The organism is Pseudomonas bijieensis (assembly GCF_013347965.1).
Classification (GTDB): Bacteria; Pseudomonadota; Gammaproteobacteria; order Pseudomonadales; family Pseudomonadaceae; genus Aquipseudomonas; species Aquipseudomonas bijieensis.
In genome coordinates this window covers 6,620,820-6,642,587 of the sequence record NZ_CP048810.1, presented here as the reverse complement: position 1 = coordinate 6,642,587, position 21,768 = coordinate 6,620,820, and the positions used below count along the sequence as shown (strand labels likewise).

21 protein-coding genes are annotated in these 21,768 nt (G+C 61.6%); 9 read left to right on the top strand and 12 right to left on the bottom strand.

Annotated features, from left to right (window positions below):
• Position 1: 1 nt before the first annotated feature.
• The 6 genes from GN234_RS29535 to GN234_RS29510 form a co-directional block, all read right to left on the bottom strand.
• Positions 2–877 carry an ABC transporter permease gene (locus tag GN234_RS29535; RefSeq protein WP_176689490.1) on the bottom strand — a complete coding sequence of 292 codons (876 nt, stop codon included), beginning with the start codon at positions 875–877 and terminating at the stop codon, positions 2–4.
• Positions 874–1,830 (bottom strand): ABC transporter permease, encoded by a 957-nt coding sequence (locus GN234_RS29530; RefSeq protein ID WP_116832814.1) that lies wholly within the window; start codon positions 1,828–1,830, stop codon positions 874–876. Before GN234_RS29530 ends, GN234_RS29535 begins: the two co-directional genes overlap by 4 nt.
• Before the next feature lie 43 nt (positions 1,831–1,873).
• The gene (locus GN234_RS29525; RefSeq protein WP_116832815.1) at positions 1,874–3,517 is read right to left on the bottom strand and encodes an ABC transporter substrate-binding protein; all 1,644 of its coding nucleotides are present in this window, start codon (positions 3,515–3,517) and stop codon (positions 1,874–1,876) included.
• Positions 3,518–3,602: 85 nt separating this feature from the next.
• Entirely contained in the window at positions 3,603–4,877 is a 1,275-nt protein-coding gene (locus GN234_RS29520; RefSeq protein ID WP_176689489.1) for an NAD(P)/FAD-dependent oxidoreductase, read from the bottom strand.
• 35 nt (positions 4,878–4,912) lie between these two features.
• Positions 4,913–5,581: a haloacid dehalogenase type II gene (locus tag GN234_RS29515; protein WP_109755495.1), complete on the bottom strand. Its 669-nt coding sequence runs from the start codon at positions 5,579–5,581 to the stop codon at positions 4,913–4,915.
• Positions 5,582–6,443: 862 nt separating this feature from the next.
• The gene (locus GN234_RS29510) at positions 6,444–7,328 is read right to left on the bottom strand and encodes a LysR family transcriptional regulator (protein WP_109755498.1); all 885 of its coding nucleotides are present in this window, start codon (positions 7,326–7,328) and stop codon (positions 6,444–6,446) included.
• 95 nt (positions 7,329–7,423) lie between these two features.
• On the opposite strand from GN234_RS29510, the gene GN234_RS29505 reads away from it, so the two are divergent.
• The 4 genes from GN234_RS29505 to GN234_RS29490 all read left to right on the top strand — a co-directional run bounded on the left by GN234_RS29505 (position 7,424) and on the right by GN234_RS29490 (position 11,781).
• Complete coding sequence (locus tag GN234_RS29505) at positions 7,424–8,560, top strand: DSD1 family PLP-dependent enzyme (RefSeq protein WP_176689488.1); 1,137 nt, start codon at positions 7,424–7,426, stop codon at positions 8,558–8,560.
• A complete protein-coding gene (locus GN234_RS29500; protein WP_176689487.1) occupies positions 8,550–8,948 on the top strand; it encodes a RidA family protein in 399 nt (132 codons plus the stop codon). Before GN234_RS29505 ends, GN234_RS29500 begins: the two co-directional genes overlap by 11 nt.
• Positions 8,945–10,126 carry an NAD(P)/FAD-dependent oxidoreductase gene (locus GN234_RS29495; protein ID WP_176689486.1) on the top strand — a complete coding sequence of 394 codons (1,182 nt, stop codon included), beginning with the start codon at positions 8,945–8,947 and terminating at the stop codon, positions 10,124–10,126. The genes GN234_RS29500 and GN234_RS29495 overlap by 4 nt, the downstream gene beginning before the upstream one ends.
• A 206-nt stretch (positions 10,127–10,332) precedes the next feature.
• Entirely contained in the window at positions 10,333–11,781 is a 1,449-nt protein-coding gene (locus tag GN234_RS29490; RefSeq protein ID WP_176689485.1) for an aldehyde dehydrogenase family protein, read from the top strand.
• 5 nt (positions 11,782–11,786) lie between these two features.
• On the opposite strand, the gene GN234_RS29485 is transcribed toward GN234_RS29490, so the two are convergent.
• Complete coding sequence (locus tag GN234_RS29485) at positions 11,787–12,179, bottom strand: GFA family protein (RefSeq protein ID WP_109755503.1); 393 nt, start codon at positions 12,177–12,179, stop codon at positions 11,787–11,789.
• A 33-nt stretch (positions 12,180–12,212) separates the two neighbouring features.
• Positions 12,213–13,139: a LysR family transcriptional regulator gene (locus GN234_RS29480; protein ID WP_109755504.1), complete on the bottom strand. Its 927-nt coding sequence runs from the start codon at positions 13,137–13,139 to the stop codon at positions 12,213–12,215.
• A 131-nt stretch (positions 13,140–13,270) separates the two neighbouring features.
• Between GN234_RS29480 and GN234_RS29475 the strand changes: the two genes are divergently transcribed.
• Positions 13,271–13,672 carry a RidA family protein gene (locus GN234_RS29475; protein WP_116832824.1) on the top strand — a complete coding sequence of 134 codons (402 nt, stop codon included), beginning with the start codon at positions 13,271–13,273 and terminating at the stop codon, positions 13,670–13,672.
• 214 nt (positions 13,673–13,886) lie between these two features.
• On the opposite strand, the gene GN234_RS29470 is transcribed toward GN234_RS29475, so the two are convergent.
• The 4 genes from GN234_RS29470 to GN234_RS29455 all read right to left on the bottom strand — a co-directional run bounded on the left by GN234_RS29470 (position 13,887) and on the right by GN234_RS29455 (position 16,908).
• Positions 13,887–14,366: a VOC family protein gene (locus GN234_RS29470; RefSeq protein WP_116832825.1), complete on the bottom strand. Its 480-nt coding sequence runs from the start codon at positions 14,364–14,366 to the stop codon at positions 13,887–13,889.
• A 69-nt stretch (positions 14,367–14,435) separates the two neighbouring features.
• Positions 14,436–15,737: an Nramp family divalent metal transporter gene (locus GN234_RS29465; RefSeq protein ID WP_109755507.1), complete on the bottom strand. Its 1,302-nt coding sequence runs from the start codon at positions 15,735–15,737 to the stop codon at positions 14,436–14,438.
• A 153-nt stretch (positions 15,738–15,890) separates the two neighbouring features.
• Entirely contained in the window at positions 15,891–16,127 is a 237-nt protein-coding gene (locus GN234_RS29460) for a hypothetical protein (RefSeq protein ID WP_109755636.1), read from the bottom strand.
• Entirely contained in the window at positions 16,120–16,908 is a 789-nt protein-coding gene (locus GN234_RS29455) for an MlaA family lipoprotein (RefSeq protein ID WP_109755508.1), read from the bottom strand. Before GN234_RS29455 ends, GN234_RS29460 begins: the two co-directional genes overlap by 8 nt.
• 285 nt (positions 16,909–17,193) lie before the next feature.
• On the opposite strand from GN234_RS29455, the gene GN234_RS29450 reads away from it, so the two are divergent.
• From GN234_RS29450 to kefC, 4 genes are all read left to right on the top strand, one after another.
• A complete protein-coding gene (locus GN234_RS29450; RefSeq protein WP_176689484.1) occupies positions 17,194–17,904 on the top strand; it encodes a response regulator in 711 nt (236 codons plus the stop codon).
• Positions 17,901–19,235 carry an ATP-binding protein gene (locus GN234_RS29445; RefSeq protein ID WP_176689483.1) on the top strand — a complete coding sequence of 445 codons (1,335 nt, stop codon included), beginning with the start codon at positions 17,901–17,903 and terminating at the stop codon, positions 19,233–19,235. Before GN234_RS29450 ends, GN234_RS29445 begins: the two co-directional genes overlap by 4 nt.
• 178 nt (positions 19,236–19,413) lie before the next feature.
• Positions 19,414–19,935 (top strand): glutathione-regulated potassium-efflux system oxidoreductase KefF, encoded by a 522-nt coding sequence (gene kefF / locus GN234_RS29440; RefSeq protein WP_109755510.1) that lies wholly within the window; start codon positions 19,414–19,416, stop codon positions 19,933–19,935.
• Between the two features lies 1 nt (position 19,936).
• Entirely contained in the window at positions 19,937–21,763 is a 1,827-nt protein-coding gene (gene kefC, locus GN234_RS29435; RefSeq protein WP_109755511.1) for a glutathione-regulated potassium-efflux system protein KefC, read from the top strand.
• Positions 21,764–21,768 lie beyond the last annotated feature (5 nt).

Genomic DNA, 21,768 nt, shown 5'->3' with positions numbered 1-21,768 from the left:
CTCAATGGCCTCCCGTACGTCGACTGCGCCGTGAAGACAGGCGGTCGATAAACAGATTGACGCCGATGGTCAGGGTGCCGATGGCCAGGGCCGGAATCACGATGGCCGGCGCGCCCTGGTTGAGGCCGCCGATGTTTTCCCGCACCAGCGAACCCAGGTCGGCGTCCGGCGGTTGCACACCGAGGCCGAGGAAGCTCATGCCGCTGAGCAGCAATACGATGAAGCCAAAACGCAGGCCCAGGTCAGCCAGCACCGGGTTGAGCATGTTCGGCAAAATTTCCACGCAAGCGATGTACAGCCGCCGTTCGCCCCGGGTGCGGGCCACTTGCACGTATTCCAGGGCCTCGATGTTCACCGCCATGCTGCGCGCAATCCGGAACGCGCCCGGCGTGTAACTCAGCACGGCCGTACACACCAGCAACGTCACCGACGAACCGAACGCCGAGACCATGATCAACGCCAGCATCTTGCTCGGGATCGAAATGAAGGCGTCCATCAGGCGACTGATCAGCTCGTCCAGCCATTTCGGTGAAACCACCGACAGCAATGCGCAGCTGGTCCCAAGCCCACTGGACAACACTGCGGCTATCAATGCCAGGCCCACGGTGAACTGTGCGCCGACCAGAATCCGACTGAGCATGTCGCGGCCCAGGTAATCGGTGCCCAGCGGATAAGCGGAGCTGAGGCTGCCGAAAACCGTGTCGGAGACCACTTCGCCCACCGGGTGCGGTGCCAGCCACGGGCCGAAGATCGCCACCAGCAACCAGGTTGCACACAGTGCGGCGCCGACCAGTCCAAGCCAGGACGAGCCGTGAGCATCTTTGCCCAACGCCAGAGCGACCGCCGCGGTCGGGGGTTTCACAATGGGATTGTTCATTGGTTTCTCAGCCTCGGGTTGGAAAGGATCGCGCACAGATCGGCAATCAGCACCAACGTCAGGTACGCCGTGCAAAACAGCATGGTGCAGGCCTGGACCAGCGCCATGTCGCGGTTCGTCACGGCGTCGACCATCAGGCTGGCGATACCGGGATAGTTGAAAATCGTCTCGACGATCACCACCCCGCCCAGCAGGTAGGAGAGGCTCAAGGCGATGGCGTTGGCGATCGGCCCGATGGCGTTGGGCAAGGCGTGGCGCAGCACCACCCGTACCGGACTCACGCCTTTGAGACGGGCCATTTCCACGTAAGGACTGTCCAGTTGATCGATCACTGCCGCCCGGGTCATGCGCGCCATTTGCGCGACGATCACGCAGCACAGCGTCATGACCGGCAAGGCATAGGTGCGCATGAATTGCAGCGGCGAGGTGATCTCACTGGAATAGGACAGCGCGGAAAGCCAGCCCAGGTTCACCGCGAAGATCAGCACTGCCAGGGTGGCGACCAGAAATTCCGGCACGGCCACCATCATCAGGGTAAAGAAACTCATGAAGCCGTCGATGCGTCCACCTCGCCCCATCGCCGAACCGATGCCCAGGATCAGGGCCAGCGGCACCGATACCAGCGCCGTGGCGGCCGCCAGCATCAGCGTGCTGGGCACCCTGCCCGCCATCAGCTCGGTGACCGGGACAGCATTGGAGACCGACACGCCCAGGTCGCCGCTGAGCAGGCTGGTCAACCAGTGCAGGTAGCGCAACACACCCGGTTGGTCCAGGCCCATCTTCACCCGCAGGGCCGCCACTTGCTCAGGCGTGGCGAACTGTCCAAGGGACTGTTGCGCCGCGTCGCCCGGCAACACCGCCGTGATGGCGAACACCACCATCGAGACGATCAACAGGGTCACGATCGCCGCGCCCAGGCGTCGGCCGATCAACCACAGTGTGTTGCTATTCATCACCCTACCCCTTGTGCCATGTCACGTCGCAAGAGCGCGCTCATCACGCGTCAAGCCAGACTTGCTCAGCGAACATATAGCCCATGAAACCGCCCAGCGGGTTGGTGCCATAACCTTTGACACGCTGGTCGACGCCATCGATGTTGCTGATGAACACCGGGATGCCGATGCCGCTGTGCTCATGCACCAGGGTCTGCATGTCCGCGTACATCTTGCCGCGCTTGGCCTCGTCGGTTTCACCCCGGGCCTGTATCAGCAACTGGTCGAACTGTTCGTTTTTCCAGCCGGATTCGTTCCATGGCGCCGTGGATTGGAAGAACTGCGAGAACAGCATGTCGGCGTTGGGCCGCGGGTTGATGTTGCCGAAGCTCAGCGGGTGCTTGGCCCAGTGGTTGGACCAGTAGCCATCGCTGGGCAGGCGGTTGACGTTGAGCTTGAGCCCGGCCTCCTTGGCCGATTGCTGCAGCAACACGGCAACGTCGACCGAGCCGGTGGCGGCCGGCGAGCACATCACCGGCATGCTGATGCTTTCCATGCCGGCCTTCTTCAACAGGAAACGGGCCTTTTCCGGATCGTAGGTCCGCTGCGGCAGATCGGCATTGTAGAAGCGTGCGCCGGGGGCGATCGGGTGGTCGTTGCCGACCCTGGCGAAACCCCGGAAGATCGCCGACTTGACCTGTTCCCGGTCCAGCAGCAGCTTCATGGCCTCGGTGAACTCCGGGCTCTGGCCAGGCATCTGGTCCTGGCGAATGATCAGGTCGGTGTAGTTGCCCGATGGCGAATCCACCACGCGATGGGTGGTGCTGTCCTTGATGCGCGTGGTCGAGCGCGGGTTGACCTCGTTGATGATCTGCACATCGCCCGACAGCAATGCGTTGACCCGCGATGGCTCGTCACCGATACCGATGAATTCGATCTCGTCCAGGTACGGCAGGCCAGGCTTCCAGTAGTTGGTATTGCGCGCACCAATCGAACGTACCCCGGGCTTGAATTCCTTGACCTTGAACGGACCGGTGCCGATGCCCTGGCTGAAATCGCTGGTGCCCTCGGGGACGATAAGCAGATGGGAAATGGCCAGGATCGAAGGCAACTCGGCATTCGGCCCGCTCAGGCGTATCTGCACTTCATGGGTACCGTTGGCCTTGACCTCGGCAAACTGCTCGGCCAGCGGCAGGACCTTGGAACCGGTGATCGGGTCCTTGTGGCGCAGCAGGGAAAACACCACGTCGGCGGCGGTGAGGCCCTTGCCGTTGTGGAAGGTCACTTCCTTGCGCAGGGTAATCACCCAGAGCGTGGCGTCGCTGGTGTCGATGCGCTCGGCCAGTTCCAGTTGCGGCACCATGTGGCTGTCGAAACGCGTCAAGCCGTTGTAGAACATGTAGTGGCGCACGTAGTCCGTGGACGATGAGCCTTTGGCCGGGTCCAGGGTATCGGCGGTGGAACTGGAGATACCCGCCACGCGGATACGCCCGCCGGGCTTGCCTTTGCCGGGGTTTGCCTGTTCATCGGCCAGCAGCTTGCCGGCAGCGCCGAACAGACTGCCGGCACCGGCTGCGGCCACGCCCGCCAGCCCGAGCATTTGCAAGGCATGCCGACGTGACATGCCGCGATTGAGCCCTTCGAAAACACGCAGACTTTCTGTACCGGTGATCAACTGGTCTTTGATGCCGTTTTTATTGTCACTCATGTCAGTTCTACCTTTCGGAAAATGATAGGGCTCGATTGCGCACGATTGACGCAATGTGTTGAAACGCCAAACAACACCCTGCAACTCAGTGCAGGTAGTCCTGCAGGCGGTAATACGCGCCTACCAGCGGCAGGAACCAGGGCTTGCCGAAGTGCCCGGGGATGGCCGGCCAGTCGAGCTCACGCCAAGGGTTGGCCTCGACCTTGCCGGCCATGACCTCGGCCATGACCTGCCCCATGTGCACCGACATCTGCACACCATGACCGCTGTAGCCCATGGAGTGATAAACCCCGCCATGCTGGCCGGCCCGGGGCAGGCGATCGGACGTCATGTCCACCAGACCGCCCCAGCAATAGTCGATCCGGGTGTTCGCCAACTGCGGGAACATCTGCACCATCGCCGCTTGCAGCACCTTGCCGCTCTTGGCGTCGGAAACGCTGTCGGACATGGCAAACCGCGCGCGGCCGCCAAACAGCAGGCGATTGTCCGGGGTCAGGCGAAAGTAGTTACCGATCATCCGGCTGGTGACATAAGAGCGCCGCGCCGGCAGCAAGCTGTCGATCAGCGCCTGAGGCAACACCTCGGTGGCGACCACGAAACTGCCCACCGGTACGATCCGCCGCCGGTACCAACCCAGGCCGCCCTGCTGACAGGCGCCTGTCGCCAACAGGATCTGCGAGGCCTGCAACGTGCCCTTGCTGGTGTTGACTCGATAACCGCCGGCACTGGCCTTCCAGTCCTGCACCGCCACCCCTTGGAAAATCAACGCACCGTGACGGGCAGCGGCTTCGGCCAGGCCTACACCGAAACGCCCGATGTGCATCTGCACACCGTTGCGCTGCAACAGGCCACCGTGAAACTGCGCCGAATTGACTTCCGCCCGCGTCTCCTGGGCCGACAGTAACTCGACCTCGGCATCGACTTCCTTGCGGATCAATTCACAGGTGCGCGCCAACCCTTCGTAGTGCATCGGCTTGGCGGCCAGCTTGAGCTTGCCGTTACGCTTGAGGTCGCAGGCAATCCCCTCCTGCTCCACCAGCGAGACCACGCTCTGCACGGCACTTTCATAGGCCTGGTAATACGCCCGTGCCTTGTCGGCGCCGAGGCTGGCGGTGAGCGCCGCGTAATCCTGGGCCACGCCGGTACTGCAATGCCCGCCGTTGCGCCCTGACGCCTCGCCAATCACCCTGCCCGCTTCCAGCACCGCCACGCTGGCCCCCTTCAAGGCCAGGGCCCGCGCCGCGGCCAACCCGGTGAAGCCGCCACCGACGATGGCGACATCGACCTGCCCGGGCAATCCGCCGAGCTGGGCACCGGTGAACGCCGGTGCGGTGTCGAGCCAATAGGACTCACTGCCCATGTCTAACCCCTTTCGCCTTGAAGAGTGCGCTCGACTCAGAGCCCGACCAGCGCGGCCAACCCGCCGATGTCCGGGATCTGGTGGTAGCCATACACGGCATTGGCCGGTTGTTCGTGACCACGGGCCACAAAAGCTTTGTGCTTGATCTTCATGTCGTGGGCCGACATCAGGTCGTAGCGGAAGCTCGACGACACATGCAGAACATCCTCCGGCCCGCAGCCGAGGTTATCGAGCATGAATTCAAAGGCGGCCAGGCGCGGCTTGTAGACCTGGGCCTGCTGGGCGGTGAAGACTTTATGGAAAGGCGCGCCGAGCTTGTCGACGTTGGACATGATCTGCTCGTCCATCGCGTTGGAAAAAATCACCAGGGGGATCTTGTCGGCGATTTTCGACAGGCCCGCCGGTACATCGGCGTGGGGGCCCCAGGTTGGAACGGCGTCGTAATAGAGCTGGCCTTCGCCACGATACTCGACGCCCCAACGCTTGCAGACCCGCATCAGAGAGGTCTTGATGATTTCATCATAGGGCCGCCATTCACCCATCACCTGGTCCAGGCGATAAGCGGAGAAATCCTTGACGAACTGGTCCATCTGCCCGGCATCGACACGGTCGGCGAACAGCTCGCGGGTCATGCTGCCCATCTGGAAATTGGTCAACGTGCCGTAGCAGTCGAAGGTGATGTACTTGGGTCGAAGAAAGCTCATGAGTGCGGTCCTGGATTGTTGTTGAAGACATGCCGAGGCAAACATTGATGCTGTTCGTGAAGCTTCGCTGCAACGCTGCATCACGTTTTCATTACAACACCATGAGACCGTGGATAAATCGTTAAAAATACCGGCCGCTTGGTACAAACCACCGTTTTGCAGGGCTCGCTCAGCAGACTTTGCGGGATGCTCCAGGCGTGGGCGCTGCGCCCGTGTTTCCGTGGTCTTGCGGGCAGTTATGGTGCGCCAAACGGGTCTGCAAAGGGTCGTTTGCGGCAGAATCTACGCTTGGCGCAGCAGCTTCAGCATCCCGGGTGAATGGGCTGCCGCCATCGCGAGCAGGCTCGCTCCCACAGGGGATCTTGGGCAGTCGCATGATTGGTGTTCGCCACAGATCCATTGTGGGAGCGAGCCTGCTCGCGATAGCGGCGGGACAGCTTGCAGTGATGTTGAATGTGCTGCTGTATTCGCGAGCAAGCCCGCTCCCACATTAGTCTTGGGTTGGTCCGCAAGACCGGTATCCACCACAAATCCCCTGTGGGAGCGAGCCTGCTCGCGATAGCGGCGGGACAGCTTGCAGTGATGTTGAATGTGCCGCTGTATTCGCGAGCAAGCCCGCTCCCACATTAGTCTTGGGTTGGTCCGCAAGACCGGTATCCACCACAAATCCCCTGTGGGAGCGAGCCTGCTCGCGATGGCGACGGGACAGCTTGCAGTGATGTTGAATGTGCTGCTGTATTCGCGAGCAAGCCCGCTCCCACATTAGTCTTGGGTTGGTCCGCAAGACTGGTATCCACCACAAATCCCCTGTGGGAGCGAGCCTGCTCGCGATAGCGGCGGGTCTAAGACAAGAGCCCTTTATTCAAGCTTTCAACTCAGCCTCAAGAAAGCTCACCAATGCCTGTACCCGCGCGCTGCGCAGTTTGCGCGAGGGCACCAGCAGGTTGATCGGGGCGCTGTCGAATTGCCAATCGGCGAGCACCCGCACCAGGCGACCGTCGGCGATGGCTTTACTGACGTCCCACTGCGAACGCAGGACCAAACCCAGGCCTTGCTCCGCCCAGCGCCGGGCCACGCTGCCGTCGTTGCTCAATAAAGCCGGTTTGATCCGCAGGGTCTTGCGCCCGTGCTCGTTGCGCAAGTGCCACAGCGTGACATCTTCATCGTTCTCACGAATGCAAATGCAGCGGTGTTCGGCGAGTTGCTCAGGCGATAAAGGCGTGCCGTGCTGCTCCAAGTACGCAGGACTCGCACACAACCACCGATCGTTCTGCGTAAGAGGCCGGGCAACCCAGAGGCTGTCGCTGAGGGTGCCGATGTGAATCACCGCGTCGCTGTCATGACGGTCGGGCCAGGGCGTTTCCCGCAGATCCAGATGCAGGCACAGCTGCGGATGCAACCTGGCAAAACGAGCCAATAGTGGCGCGATGTGTTGTCGTCCATACCCAAACGGCGCCGCCAGCCTGAGGGTGCCGACCAGCCGATCATCCTGCTGTTTGAACGACTCGGGCAGCGCCTCCAATTGATCCAGCAACAGCGCACTCTGCCGGGAAAAGCGCTCACCATCGGCGGTCAGGCTCAGGCGCCGGGCATCGCGATTGGCCAGGGTCAGGCCGAGCAGCGTCTCCAGTTTGCGCAAGCGCATGGACAGTGCGGGCGGCGAGACATTGAGCGCCCTGGCGGCAGCGCTCAGGGATTCAGAACGCGCCAGGGTCACGGCCATACGCAGGTCTTCGAGGCTGATCATTCAGTTCAACTTAATGATTGATGACGCCACATTGAACCACGACTTTACGATGACTGAGTAGAGTCGAGCCTGTCTCCAACCACCGAGTCCTGTTCATGCCAGCCTCAATCGCTTGCCTCGATACCCCGGTCGCGCTCATTGATGTGCCGCGAATGCAGCGCAATATCCAGCGCATGCAACACCGCATGGACGCCTTGGGGGTGCGTTTGCGCCCGCACATCAAGACCAGCAAATGCCTGCCGGTGGTCCAGGCGCAGATCGAGGCAGGCGCCAGCGCAATCACCGTGTCCACCCTCAAGGAGGCAGAGCATTGCTTCGCCGCAGGCATCCACGACATCTTTTATGCCGTGTCCATGGCACCCGGCAAACTGGCCCAGGCCCTGACACTCCGGCGCAAGGGCTGTCGATTGAGCATCTTGACCGACAGTCTGGCGGCGACGCAGGCCATCGTCGATTTCGGCAGGCAGCACGACGAACGTTTCGAGGTCTGGATCGAGATCGATTGCGATGGCCATCGCTCCGGCGTGCGCGTCGAAGACGATGCGCTTGTCGACATCGCCCGGCGACTCCGTGAAGGCGGCATGCAGCTTTGTGGCGTCATGACCCACGCCGGATCCAGCTACGAACTCAACACGTCCCAAGCGCTACAAGCCCTGGCCGAACAAGAGCGCTACATCTGCGTCAGCGCCGCCCAACGCATCCGCGCAGCCGGGCTGGCCTGCCCCCAGGTCAGCATCGGTTCCACACCCACGGCACTTTCGGCGCAGAGCCTGGAGGGCGTCACAGAAGTGCGCGCTGGCGTCTATGTGTTCTTCGACCTGGTGATGCACAACATCGGCGTTTGCCGGGCGGATGAATTGGCGCTGAGCGTGCTGACCACCGTCATCGGTCATCAGCCGGACAAAGGCTGGATCATCATCGATGCCGGCTGGATGGCCATGAGCCGGGACCGGGGTACACAGCGCCAGCAACGGGATTTCGGCTATGGACAAGTGTGCAGCGAAGCCGGCGACTGGATCGAGGGCGCCCTGCTCTCCAACGCCAACCAGGAACACGGCATCGTCACCCTTTCCAGTCCCGGGGAGGTCGCTATCACCGAGCGTTTCCCCATCGGCAGTCGCCTGCGCATCCTGCCCAATCACGCCTGCGCCACGGGTGCGCAGTTCCCTGAATACAGCGCCTGCGATGCCTCGGGTGCGGTGCACACCTGGAGTCGTCTGCATGGCTGGTGAAATCGAGTTGATCCAGACCACCCAGGCGGCCGCTGCGGGCGGACATTACACCCAGGCGGTCTCGCACCAAGGCGTTTTGTACGTATCCGGACAACTGCCGGTACGCGCCGATGGCAGCCACAGTGTCGACCAACCGTTCGAGGTACAAGCCGCCATCGCCCTGGATAACCTGATGGCGATTCTCCGCGTGGCAGGCCGTCGTCCCAGCGACCTGCTGAAAGTAACGGTCTATGTCGTCGGCATCGAACACTGGCCGGCTTTCGACCGGATCTACGCCCGTTATCTGGGCGAACACCGACCTGCGCGCGCGGTGGTGCCCGTCCCGGCCTTGCACCATGGGTACTTGATTGAAATCGAAGCGCTGGCGGGCAGTGAGAGCACATCATGAAACCGGAAAAAAGCGATGTACTGATTATCGGCGGCGGCATCATGGGGTCGGCTTCGGCGTTTTTCCTGCGCCAGCGCGGGCGCTCGGTGACGTTGCTGGAGCGCGACCTGATCGGCCAATACGCCAGCGGCGTGAATTTTGGCAACGTGCGGCGCCAAGGACGATTCCTCGGCCAACTGGAACTGTCCAATCGCTCGTACGGCTTGTGGAAACGGCTCCCCGAGTTGATTGGCGATGACCTGGAATTCATCCCCAGCGGCCATATGCGCGTCTGTTATCGCGAGGACGAAATCGCCGAGCTTGAAGCCTACGCCGCCGCCCCCGAGGCCCGGGAGCTGGACTTGCAGATCATCACCGGCAAGGCCCTGCATGCACGTTTCCCGTTCCTCGGCCCGGACGTCAAGGGCGGCTCGTACGCACCTCACGACGGCCACGCCAACCCGCGCCTGGCCGCCCCGGCATTTGCCCGCGCGGCGACACGGGCCGGGGCAAGTGTGCGCGAGCGAACGGAAGTCGCCGCGGTACAAAAGGTCAATGACGAATTCCACGTGACCACCACCGACGGCCGACTGTTCATTGCCGAGCAACTGCTGATCACCGCCGGGGCCTGGGGGGCGAAGCTGTCAGAACAATTCGACGAAGCCGTGCCGTTGGAAGCCAATGGCCCGCAGATGTCGGTCACGGAACCGGTGCCCTATGCCTTGCCGACGGTGATTGGCGTGTTCACCAAGATAAAGGAAGAAGTGATTTATTTCCGACAGATACCCCGGGGCAACATCATCATCGGCGGTGGCAACCGCTGCAAACCGGACATGCTCAACCGGCGCGCCTACTTCAAGCCCGAAAGCCTGCTCAATCAGATGCGGCAGATGAGCCGCCTGCTCCCAGGGGCCGAGCACCTCAACATCATCCGGGTGTGGAGCGGCATCGAGAGCTATACCCCAGACTCGCTGCCCATCATCGGCCCCAGCGGCAAGATCAAGGGATTGTTCTATGCCTTTGGTTTCTGCGGGCATGGCTTCCAGCTCGGCCCGGGCGTTGGCGACGTCATGGCCGAGCTGATCAGCACCGGTAGCATCAGTACCCTGATCAGCCCTTTCGATATCCGCAGGTTTACCGAACCGACAGGGCTGGTGATGCCTCAGGCGAGCCTTCCCGGCACCGGCAGGCTCGTTTGACCCACGCCATCGTGGACACTTTCTGGCCCTGAACCGACGCCGCTGTGTTTTTTGCGAAGTTAGCCCGGCAGATACAGCAGATTCTTCTTTGCCAGGCTTGAGAACGGCATATCCCATCAGGGCCGCTTTGTTAGTTTATCGAGAAGAAAAACGGCATCACGATCTGTTGCCGGCAGCGCTATCACCGCTCTATGGGAGCCCGTTGGATGACCACCCAATTCTCGAACAATCCGCCTACGTCCCGGCAGTTTTATATCAATGGCGGTTGGCAGCCTCCGGCCCATCCGGCCACCCTGGCGGTGGTCAATCCAGCTACCGAGGCCGTCATCACTGAAGTCGCCCAGGGCTCAAGCGAGGACGTTGAGCGGGCCGTGGCGGCGGCTCGCGCAGCGTTTCCCGGCTGGTCGGCAACTTCGGTGGATGCCCGTGTGGCGATCCTTGGAAAGATCCATGAACTGATCCTTGAGCGCAAAGAAGCATTGGCCCAGGCGCTCTCGCTGGAAATGGGCGCGGCCATCAGCTTCGCCCGGGCCATGCAAGTGCCGCTGGCAGCCGAGCACGTTCGGGTGGCCCGTGATGTGTTGTCCACCTATCGCTTCCAGAACGTCGAGAATGGCACCGCCATTCAACGCGAACCCATTGGCGTCTGCGGCCTCATCACGCCGTGGAACTGGCCGCTGTATCAAATCACCGCCAAAGTCGCCCCGGCGATTGCCGCTGGCTGCACAGTGGTGTTGAAACCCAGCGAATTGTCGCCCCTGAGCGCCTTGCTCTTCGCCCAACTGGTGCATGACGCTGGCCTTCCGGCGGGTGTCTTCAACATGGTCAACGGCAGCGGTGCCGAAGTCGGCGCGGCCATGGCGGCGCATCCCGATATCGACATGATCTCCATCACCGGCTCGAACCGCGCTGGAGCGCTGGTGGCCCAGGCTGCCGCCCCGACAGTGAAACGCGTGACGCAAGAGTTGGGCGGCAAGTCGCCAAACGTGCTGTTGCCGGACGCCAACTTCGCCAAGGCCGTGCCGCCAGGAGTGATGTCGGCGTTTCGCAACGTCGGCCAATCATGCAGCGCGCCAACCAGAATGATCGTGCCCAGGAACCGCTTGGCGGAAGTCGAGGCGTTGGCGGCCGCAACCGCCAACGCGATCATCGTGGGCGATCCGCAATCGGAAGAAACCGTGCTCGGGCCCATCGCCAACGAAGCCCAGTTCAATCGCGTGCAGGTCATGATCGAAGTGGGCTTGAACGAGGGTGCCAAGCTTGTTTGCGGTGGCCCAGGGCGCCCGGAGGGTTTTGAACAAGGCTTCTACACCCGCCCCACGGTTTTCTCGCAGGTCGACAGCGCCATGCGCATCGCCCAGGAAGAAATCTTCGGCCCGGTGCTGTGCATCATTCCCTATGACACCGTGGATGAAGCCGTCGCCATCGCCAACGACACCGTCTATGGGCTGGGGGGGCATGTCCAGGGCCAGGACCTTGATCTTGCACGTGCCGTTGCGTCGCGTATCCGCGCAGGGCAAGTGCTGCTGAACTACCCGGCGTGGAACCCGATGGCCCCCTTCGGCGGCTACAAGCGCTCAGGCAATGGCCGTGAGTATGGGGTCCACGGGTTCGAGGAATATCTGGAGATCAAGGCGATAGTCGGCTTCGAGTGAGCGCCCTACTCCTCGAACCGCCCCGTGCCCTCGCGATCATGGGCGTAGTGTCGGCTGAACGGAAACGTCGGCAGCCATGACTCGCGGCGCACGGTCCAGCTTTCGTAGCTGGGCATCAGTTGATCGGGGGCATCCAGCGTGCCCAGGTTCACTTCAATTTCGTCGCCGGTACGGGCGAACACCGACGAGCCACAGCGCGGGCAGAAACAGCGCCCGGCGTAATCCCGTGTTTCCCCCTCGATCGTCACCGCATCCTGGGGGAACACCGCTGCGGCGTAGAAGAGTGCGCCGTGATGCTTGCGACAGTCGAGGCAGTGACAGAGACCAACGCGATACGGGCGCCCCGAGGCCTCGATACGCACGTTGCCGCACAGGCAGCCGCCAGTGAATCGGTCCATGGTGTGTCTCCTCTAAAACCGGCCAGTCGGGTTTCACCATACATGTCGATCAATGATAGGCGCGTGCTGCGCCATCAGTTCCACAACCCAATCGATGAACACCCGTAGCTTGGCACTGACGTGGCGGTTCGGGGGATAGGCCAGATAAAGCGGCATTGGCTCGAGCTGCCAGTCTTCGAACAGCGGCACCAACTCACCTTGCCCCTGGTGACGCCGGGACATGTACTCGGGCAGCCAGAGCACGCCCAGCCCCGCCAAACCGGCCGCGAGATAGGCGTTGCCGTCATCGATGGCCAACGCGTAGCGCCCTTTGACGTGAAGCAGCTCACCGTCACGGCGCATGGCGTAGGGCAGGGATTTGCCGGTGCGTGCCCACAGGAAACCAACGGTGCGATGGTGCGAATCTTCCAGCTCTCGCGGATGCGCGGGCAGGCCAAACCGTGCCAGGTAACTCGGGGCGGCGAAAACGCCGAGGGCGAGATCGCCGACGCGTCGGGCGACCAGCGACTGATCCCTCAATTCACCACCGCGTACCACGCAATCGACGTTTTCATCGATCAAGTCGACGATACGATCACTGACGCCCATGTCGATCTGGATGTCCGGGTATCGCTCATAGAACGCCGGCAAGGCCGGTATCAGGATCAGAGCGGCCAGCGGGCTCGGCACATCCACCCGCAGCCGGCCCCGGGGCAGCGCTTGCGCACCGGACAGGCTGGTCTCGGCATCGTCCATGTCGGCCAACAGCCGGATCACCCGCTCGTAATAAACCGCGCCGTCGGCGGTGACGTTGACCTTGCGCGTGGTGCGGTTGAGCAACTTGACCCGCAACCGTGCCTCGAGCTGCTGCACCAGTTGGGTCACGGTGGTCTTGCTCATGTGCAGGGTGTCAGCGGCCTTGGTGAAGCTGCCCGCCTCCACCACTCGAACGAACGCTTGCATCGCATCAAAACGATCCATTTCTGCCTCAGGGTCGATCCGATTGTTTGGATTCTACAAACAGTGATCACCAAGGTTGCTCGTTTATCGCGTGGATACAAGCCCCTAGAGTGAATCCATCGTTTGGAACCCACTCTTTGATGGAGGTATTCATGAAACAACGCGATGTGGTTTTCCCGCCTGGACGCCAGGCACTTTATGAGCGCAATCGCTACTCGCCGGCGATTCGGTCCAATGGCTTTCTGTTCGTCTCGGGGCAAGTCGGCAGCAACGAAGATGGCTCGCCAGAGCCCGATCTGGAGGCTCAGGTCCGGCAAGCGTTCACCAACCTGAAGGCGATTCTGGCGGCCGCTGATTGCAGCTTTGACGATGTGGTCGACGTCACGGTCTTCATGGTCGATCCCCAGTCGACCTTCGAGCGGGTCTGGAGCGTCGTGCCCGAGTTCTGGGGCAACGCACCGCATCCGACACTGACAGCGGTGGGCGTGACGTGGCTGTATGGTTTTCAGTTCGAGATCAAGGTGATTGCCAGGTTGCCTGAAAACACCCTGTAGGTCAGCTTGCATCAATGTTGGCTGTGCCGCCGCCATCGCGAGCAGGCTCGCTCCCACAGGGATTTGGACAGGCCGAAAAATCGAAGTCCCCTCCATCAAATGTGGGAGCGGGCTTGCTCGCGAAAGCGCCTGATCAGCCAGCATTTAAGTCGACTGACCCACCGCCTTCGCAAGCAAGCCCGCTCCCACAAGGAAGGATGGTGGTTTTCGCCGGCTAACCTTTCACCGCTGCTTCAATCGCGGCAATGTCGATCTTGGTCATCGTCATCATGGCCTCGAAGGCACGCTTGGCGGCGGCTTTATCGGCACTGGCGACGGCTTCGAGCAGCACGCGGGGGCTGATCTGCCACGACAGCCCCCACTTATCCTTGCACCAGCCGCAAACGCTCGCCTCGCCGCCGTTGTCGATGATCGCATTCCACAAGCGGTCCGTTTCCGCCTGGTCCTCGGTTGCAATCTGGAATGAAAAAGCCTCGCTGTGCTTGAATGCCGGCCCGCCATTGAGGCCGACGCAAGGGATGCCCATCACCGTGAACTCCACCGTGATCACATCGCCCTGCTTGCCCGACGGATAATCGCCCGGGGCATGATGGATGGCGTTCAACGCGCTGTCGGGAAAGGTTCTTGCGTAGAATTCTGCCGCTTCCTGGGCGGTGCCGTCGTACCAGAGACAGATCCTGTTTTTATTGTTCATTCCGGCTCTCCGAAAGGGACTGGACGATAAAGTCTAGCAGTCCCCCCGAAAGTTACAGATGACTGGCCATCAGGTGAACAGCTCCACACCCAACTGGAATGCAACCCACAACGCCAGGCCGGTGGCAAACATCAGCGCGATGTTCTCGAACAGGTTGTTGCGGTATTCCTTGCCCAGCAGGGATTTCTGGTTGGACATGATCAGCAGGCCCAGGGAAATCACCGGCAAGCCGACGATGTTCAGCGCGTTGACACCGATGGTCAGCGTGACGAAGTCCGGCATGCCTGGGAGCGACCAGATCAGTGGCGTCACGAGAATGAACAACATGAACCATTTGTGCATCGGGTCACGGTGGAACTCTTTGCCGTAACGCTCCCGGCGCCCGGGCCGCACATGTTGGAAGGCATCGGTGATAAGCATCGGGAACGCCGTGGTCTTGCCGGAGATGCTGGCGAACAGCGTGGCGAACACACCGATAAAGAACACGTACCAACCGATCGAGCCGAAGAACATTTCCAGGGCCTTGCCCAGATCGCCCAGGGTTTTGACCTCGATGCCGTTGGGTCGCAGGATTTCCGCGCCGACGATCCAGATCGCCAGGTTGATGATGATCCCGACAAACACCGCAAACAGCAGGTCGTTACGCTGGATACGCTTGTGTTCAGGCCCTACCCAGCCCTTCTGGCGCATGACATACGGATGGACGAAGTTGGCGATGGAGCCGGCCACTGCACCGATCACCGAGACAGCCACCAGCAGCGCACCGTGCACGCCTTCATCGGGCGGAATGCTGAAGCCGATGGTGCCTTTGACGATGCCGGCGACATCCGGGCCGGACATCACCGCCAGGGCCAGGAACGCCAGCGTCATGATCGCCAGCAAGCCTTTCATCACGCCTTCGATCATCGAGTAGATATTGCGCCCCACGAGCATCCATACCGCCAAGACCACCGCCACCGAACACAGCAGTGGATAGTCGACCTTGAGCAACATGGCCAAGGCTTCGCCAGCACCCTTGATCATGTAGGCATTCATCAAGTGCCCCATGAGCAATGCATACACCAGCAGGAACCAGGCGAAAAGCGGATTGAGCTGGGCATAACCTTGCAGGATGGTCATGCCCTGGTTATTGCAGAGCTGGAAGCGCGCGATGATGTTGACGATCAGGTAGCGCAGCAGAAGAGAGACCGCCAGCACCCACATCATCGCGTAGCCGTAGTTCGCCCCGGCCACCGAAGATGTGATCAGGTCGCCAGCGCCCAGCCAGGAAAGAACAGCAATGATACCGGGGCCCAGTAGCTTGAGCAGACGTACGAAACGGCCCTGCACGGGCGCCGCAGCCTGGCCTTCAGCGGAAGGAATGCTCGTCATGGATGGAATCTCCGTTTATTGTTTTTGTGAGAAACGGCCACAGTCGAACACATTAGATACGACGTCGTACAACCATTATTAATCTGTAATTATGTAGAAATGTTTCATGGCATCCGCTCCCGAGATACCACTGTATTAAGAAGCAAATTGCTACTAAGCCCCCACCGGCTCGCCGTTATCAACCATCCAGCGCACCATCCTCGCCAACGGCACCCGATGCTGCTGGATCGCGCACCAACTGACATGTTCATGGCGATACAACTCGACGTAACGATTGAGCAGCACATGGCGGCCATCCTCGGCCAACTGCAGTTCAACCTCACGGCAATGCAGTAGATCCGCATCGGGCGAGCGCATCCGTCGATGCAGCACCAACACCTGGCTACTCATCAGCGGCAGCTCCATTCTCGCATTGCGGGTTATCCTGCACGACCGCCCCCAACTTGCCCTGTGCGACAAAATCGGCACGCCGCTGCGCCGTTGCATCGCGAAGCGCCACGTAGTAATCCGGTTCGGCCTGCAACTGGTCTGTCAGAGGCAATGCCTCGGCGCGGCCATCGACAACGCCGCCGACAGTGTTGATCGTGCCCAGGGTCTCGACAGTGCTGCTGTTGTCGCCGAACGGGTCGACGGCGAAACTCAGCACTTCGCCCGTGGCGTCCCTCAGGTTGGCGCTGCCCAGCAACGGCAGCTCCACGATCGGCCCGGGCGCGACGTTCCAGACGCCGAAGGTCTGGCCGAAATCGGCCTTGTGGCGCTCGATGCCCAGCTTGCCCGACACGTCGATCAACCCGACGATACCCGCCGTGGTGTTGATGACGAAACGGCCCAGTGTGTTGACCGAGCGTTGGGCGTTGCCTTGCAGCAGGTCGTTGATGAACACCTTGGGCTCGCCGAAGTTCGCCACGAAGTTGTGGACGCCGGCCTGGAACGTCTCCGGCAGCTTGCGATAACCACGGGCAACCGGGGCCAGCGCATAGTCATCCACGGTTCGGTTGAACGCGAAGATGCCGCGGTTGACCGGTTCCGCAGGATCGTGAACGGTGTAATTCGCGCTTTCACACGAGCCTGGTTTTGCAGCCGGCGTGCTGGAGCAACCGCTGGCGAGTGCCGTCAAAACAACTACAACGGTGGATCGAACAAACAATGGGGCGGGTTTGGTGATCGGCATACAGGGTTATCTCGGCGAGGAATGGAGGCGATACCGGTCAACTAAAGAACCGATGCCGGACACAGCTCTTGTGGCGAGGGGATAAATCCCCTCGCCACAGGTTCTGTATAGGACCGACTACTTTTTAACTGACCGACATCAAAGGCCATCCTGCCGCTGTTTTTTTGCCCGCAGATTTCCAGAACATTGCCCGCCGGCAACTTTATTGCCGGATTGAAATATATGACGCAGGCCCCGGATTGACCCTAGTATCCCCTCCTGTATTCATTACTCTGCGTGCCCACCGTGAGCCATTTATTACTGGTGGACGATGACCTCGAAGTCCTCGCCCTCTTGCGCAAGTTCCTCGAACAACATGGCTATAGCGTGGATGTGGCCGCCGACGGCAACGCCTTGTGGCAGGCGGTGGAGCGTCGGGTGCCGGACCTCATCATCCTCGACGTCATGCTGCCGGGCGACAACGGTCTGGTGCTCTGCCAACGACTGCGAACCGAGCACACGGTCGCCATCATCATGCTCACCGCCATGGGCGAATTGAGTGACCGCGTCGTCGGTCTGGAGCTGGGGGCGGACGATTACCTGACCAAGCCCTTCGACGCCCGAGAGCTGTTGGCCCGGGTACGTGCCGTGCTCCGGCGCACCGGAGAAGCCAGGGGGACGTTGAGCGACTCATCCCGACCCATCCTGGAGTTCGAAAACTGGCAGCTGGACGTCACCCGGCGCGAACTGCGCTCGCCGGACAAGGTCATGATCCCGCTGTCCGCCGGAGAATTCGAACTGCTGCTGGTCTTTGTCGAACACCCGCGTCGGGTGCTGACCCGCCAGCAGTTGCTGGACCTGGCGCGCGGCGAAACCTTCGAGGCGTTCGACCGCAGCATCGATGTCCAGGTCAGCCGCTTGCGACGCAAGTTGGAGACCGACCTCACCGGTGCGTCGATGATCCGCACCGTGCGCAACAGCGGCTACCTGTTCAGCCCCCATGTGGTGAAGCGATGAAATGCACTCGACGGCCATGGGATACGCTGGCGCGCTGGATCGCCCTGACCACCCTGGTTGCCATGCTCACGTTGCTGGCCCTGAACGCGCTGTTCAGTCAACTGACTGATGCCTGGGCCCGCCCTCCCCTGATGGAAACCGGTCTGATTGAAAAGATCGCCGCCATCACCCGCATCATCGACTCGGCAACGCCCGAGCAGCGGCCCACGATTGCCAGGACAGCCAGTGACCCGATCTTCAACACACAATGGCTCCAACGCCATGAAGAAGCCAAGCTGCCAGTGATCGACGACCCCGAATACAGCGATGGCGCACTGCGCTTGCGCCAACAGTTGGGCCGGCCCGACGCGAGGATCGAGGGCTATGAGCCGAGCGACTGGCCCACCGGCCAGCCCGGCGCACGCTACGCCGCGATGATCGAATTGACCGACCACTCGTGGGTCATGTTTTCCCTGCCTGCGCGCAGTTGGGGGCTGGAGGAATGGAAGCGCAACCTGATCATGCTGGCGCTGATCCTGGTGTCGACGATTATCGTCGCGCTGATCGCCACGCGACACCTGGCAGCGCCCTTGCAACGCTTTGCCGAAGGCGCCAGGCGCTTCGGCGTGGATCACAAGGCACCGCCTATTCCCGTCGTCGGCCCACATGAAATCCGCCAGGCGATCCTCGCCTTCAATGCCATGCAGGCCCAGCTAAAGCACTTCATCGAGGACCGCACCCAGATGCTCGCCGCCATCTCCCACGACCTTCGCACGCCCTTGACCCGCATGCGCCTGCGTGGCGAGTTCATCGAGGATGCCGAGCAGCAATCCCGGCTGTTCAGGGACGTCGATGAAATGCAGGCGATGATCAATTCAGCCCTGGAGTTCTTCCGCGACGATGCCCGGCTTGAACATGCCACCGCGTTCGACCTGGCCGAGCTGCTGCACACCATCGTCGATGACCTCAAGGACGCCGGCACCGAGGTTGGGTTCGAAGGCACCCAGCGCCTGGTTTATGTCGGCCGGCCCATCGGCATCAAGCGTGCATTGGTCAACCTGATCGACAATGCGATCAAATATGGCGGCGAGCCGACGGTTCGCCTCGAAGCCGACGCCCACCGTGTGGACATTCGCATCCTGGACCACGGGCCCGGCATCGACGCCCAATACCTTGAGCAGGTCTTCGCGCCGTTCTTTCGCATCGAAGGCTCTCGCAACAAGCACACCGGCGGCGTCGGGCTGGGCCTGTCGGCGGCCCGGGCGACGGTGCTGGAGCATGGCGGGACACTGACCTTGAGCAACCGTCGGGATGGCGGGTTGGAGGCCAGGGTCTCGCTACCGCTTGACTGAAGCCCCCCGATGTATCGATCCGCTCTAAACAATCAGCGCCTTCCTCGGTAGGATGTCCGGCCTTTCCGGCCTCGACGCTGCCCCGGGAAGGCGCTTTTGTTTACATCGCTCGACTCAATACCATCGCTCGCGTTCACGACAGACAAGGATCGGCGGAGCCAAACCAAGGAATTCACCGATGATTCTTATCATTTATGCGCACCCCTACCCCGACAAATCGCGGGTCAACCAGTTGATGCTCAAGCGAGTGTCGAACAACCCGGACGTGGTCATACGTTCGCTCTACGAGCTCTATCCCAATTTCGATATCGACGTCGAGGCGGAACAGCATGCGGTGGAACAAGCCGATCTTGTGGTGCTCCAGCACCCGATGTATTGGTACAGCACCCCGCCCCTGCTGAAACTGTGGATCGATAAAGTCTTCACCCACGGCTGGGCCTACGGCAAAGGCGCCGTCGCCCTCAAAGACAAGCGCCTGCTGTGGGCCGTCACCACCGGTGGCGATCAAGCGCATTTTGCGATCGGCGACTACCCAGGTTTTACCGCGTTGGCCCAACCCCTCCACGCCACGGCCATTTACTGCGGCATGCGCTGGTTGGAACCGGTGGTCGTGCATGGCGCCTATGCCGCCGACCCTGACGCCCAACATGCACAAATCGAACACTATGGCGCTCGCCTGGCCGCCTGGAAGGAAGATTGAAATGGAGACTCACAGCCTGATTGAAATGCTCATCTACCTGGCCTCGGCGACGCTGATCGTCCCGATTGCCGTTCGATTTGGCCTGGGCCCGGTGCTGGGTTATCTACTGGCCGGGTGCATCATCGGCCCGTGGGGGCTGAAGCTGATTACCGACGTCAAGGCGATCCTGGAGTTCGCTGAAATCGGCGTGGTCCTGATGCTGTTCATTATCGGCCTTGAACTCGACCCCAAACGGCTCTGGGCCCTGCGCCGGATGGTGTTTGGTGGCGGTGCCCTGCAGATGCTCGCCTGTGGCGCTGCCATTGGCTTGTTCTGTACGGCCCTGGGCCTGAACTGGACGGCGGCGCTGCTGGTCGGCCTGACCCTGAGCCTGTCCTCCACGGCCATCGCCATGCAGGCCATGAGCGAACGCAACCTGACCGCCACCGCCGTCGGGCGCAGCAGCTTTGCCGTGCTGCTGTTCCAGGACATCGCTGCGATTCCGCTGGTGGCGATGATTCCGCTGTTGTCGGCCCACGGCGACACCCCTTCGGGCACCGCGCTGTTGCTATCGATTGGCAAAATCGTCGCTGCCATCGCCATCGTCGTGCTGTTGGGTCGCTACGTGACGCGACCGCTGCTGCGCTTCGCCGCCCGCTCAGGCCTGCGGGAGATTTTCAGTGCCGTCGCGCTATTCCTGGTGTTCGGCTTCGGCTTCCTGCTGGAGGAAGCTGGGTTGTCGATGGCCATGGGCGCGTTCCTCGCCGGGGTGCTGCTGGCCAGCTCCGAATACCGCCATGCGCTGGAAAGCGACATCGAGCCGTTCAAGGGCCTGCTGTTGGGTCTGTTTTTCATCGGCGTCGGCATGTCGATCGATTTCGGCACGCTGGTCAACGCACCGCTCAAAGTGATCACCCTGACCCTGGGTTTCATCCTGATCAAGCTGCTGGTGATCAAGCTGGCGGGCCGGTTCCTCAACGTCCCCGCCGGCCAGCGCTCCTGGCAGGCGGTGTTGCTGGGCCAGGGCAGCGAGTTCGCCTTCGTCGTGTTTGGCGCGGCGACCGTGGCCGGCATCCTGACCGATCAATGGGGCAAGAGCCTGACCCTGGCGGTGGCCTTGTCCATGTGCCTGACGCCCTTGCTGATTCTGCTGCTGGATCGCTTCGAGTCCGTCACCCGGAAAAACCAGCGCGAATCCGACCTCGTCGACCAGCAGAACCCACGGGTGATCATCGCCGGGTTCGGCCGCTTCGGGCAGATTGCCGGACGCCTGCTGATGTCCTGCGGCGTCGAGGTGGTGGTACTGGATCATGACCCTGACAACATCGAGACGCTGCGCAAGTTCGGCGTGAAAGTCTTTTATGGCGATGCCACGCGCCTCGATCTGTTGCACGCCGCCGGCGCGGCTCAAGCGGTGGTGCTGATCAATGCGATCGACAATCAGGAAGACAACCTGACGCTGACCCGGCTGGCCCAGGAGCACTTCCCCGCATTGCAGTTGATCGTGCGGGCGCGGGACATGGGACACCTCATTACCCTGCGGCAGATGGGCGTGGAAGCGGCCGAACGGGAAACTTTCGAGAGCGCGCTGTCATTGGGTCGCAGTGCCCTGGAGCGCATGGGCGTCGGGGCTTACGAAGCGCGCGAACGGGCGGATCAGTTCCGGCGGCTGAACCTCAAGATGCTGGAGGAAATCGTCGCCCAGCCGGAAGACGACCTCAAGTTCCGCCATGACGCCTACCGCCGCGCCAATGCGCTACTCACGGAGATGTTCAACGAAGACCGTGCCCACCCCGTCGACAGTTGGCCGGAACATCATCGCAACGAAACCGACAAGACGCCGAGTTGACCGGC

Coding starts and splice junctions, on each gene's coding strand:
- GN234_RS29505 (WP_176689488.1), top strand. CDS start 7,424: ATGCCAGCCTCAATCGCTTGCCTCGATACCCCGGTCGCGCTCATTGAT.
- GN234_RS29455 (WP_109755508.1), bottom strand. CDS start 16,908: ATGCCGATCACCAAACCCGCCCCATTGTTTGTTCGATCCACCGTTGTA.
- GN234_RS29495 (WP_176689486.1), top strand. CDS start 8,945: ATGAAACCGGAAAAAAGCGATGTACTGATTATCGGCGGCGGCATCATG.
- GN234_RS29515 (WP_109755495.1), bottom strand. CDS start 5,581: ATGAGCTTTCTTCGACCCAAGTACATCACCTTCGACTGCTACGGCACG.
- GN234_RS29530 (WP_116832814.1), bottom strand. CDS start 1,830: ATGAATAGCAACACACTGTGGTTGATCGGCCGACGCCTGGGCGCGGCG.
- GN234_RS29445 (WP_176689483.1), top strand. CDS start 17,901: ATGAAATGCACTCGACGGCCATGGGATACGCTGGCGCGCTGGATCGCC.
- GN234_RS29525 (WP_116832815.1), bottom strand. CDS start 3,517: ATGAGTGACAATAAAAACGGCATCAAAGACCAGTTGATCACCGGTACA.
- GN234_RS29475 (WP_116832824.1), top strand. CDS start 13,271: ATGAAACAACGCGATGTGGTTTTCCCGCCTGGACGCCAGGCACTTTAT.
- GN234_RS29460 (WP_109755636.1), bottom strand. CDS start 16,127: ATGAGTAGCCAGGTGTTGGTGCTGCATCGACGGATGCGCTCGCCCGAT.
- GN234_RS29510 (WP_109755498.1), bottom strand. CDS start 7,328: ATGATCAGCCTCGAAGACCTGCGTATGGCCGTGACCCTGGCGCGTTCT.
- GN234_RS29520 (WP_176689489.1), bottom strand. CDS start 4,877: ATGGGCAGTGAGTCCTATTGGCTCGACACCGCACCGGCGTTCACCGGT.
- GN234_RS29465 (WP_109755507.1), bottom strand. CDS start 15,737: ATGACGAGCATTCCTTCCGCTGAAGGCCAGGCTGCGGCGCCCGTGCAG.
- GN234_RS29470 (WP_116832825.1), bottom strand. CDS start 14,366: ATGAACAATAAAAACAGGATCTGTCTCTGGTACGACGGCACCGCCCAG.
- GN234_RS29490 (WP_176689485.1), top strand. CDS start 10,333: ATGACCACCCAATTCTCGAACAATCCGCCTACGTCCCGGCAGTTTTAT.
- GN234_RS29485 (WP_109755503.1), bottom strand. CDS start 12,179: ATGGACCGATTCACTGGCGGCTGCCTGTGCGGCAACGTGCGTATCGAG.
- kefC (WP_109755511.1), top strand. CDS start 19,937: ATGGAGACTCACAGCCTGATTGAAATGCTCATCTACCTGGCCTCGGCG.
- GN234_RS29480 (WP_109755504.1), bottom strand. CDS start 13,139: ATGGATCGTTTTGATGCGATGCAAGCGTTCGTTCGAGTGGTGGAGGCG.
- GN234_RS29500 (WP_176689487.1), top strand. CDS start 8,550: ATGGCTGGTGAAATCGAGTTGATCCAGACCACCCAGGCGGCCGCTGCG.
- GN234_RS29535 (WP_176689490.1), bottom strand. CDS start 877: ATGAACAATCCCATTGTGAAACCCCCGACCGCGGCGGTCGCTCTGGCG.
- kefF (WP_109755510.1), top strand. CDS start 19,414: ATGATTCTTATCATTTATGCGCACCCCTACCCCGACAAATCGCGGGTC.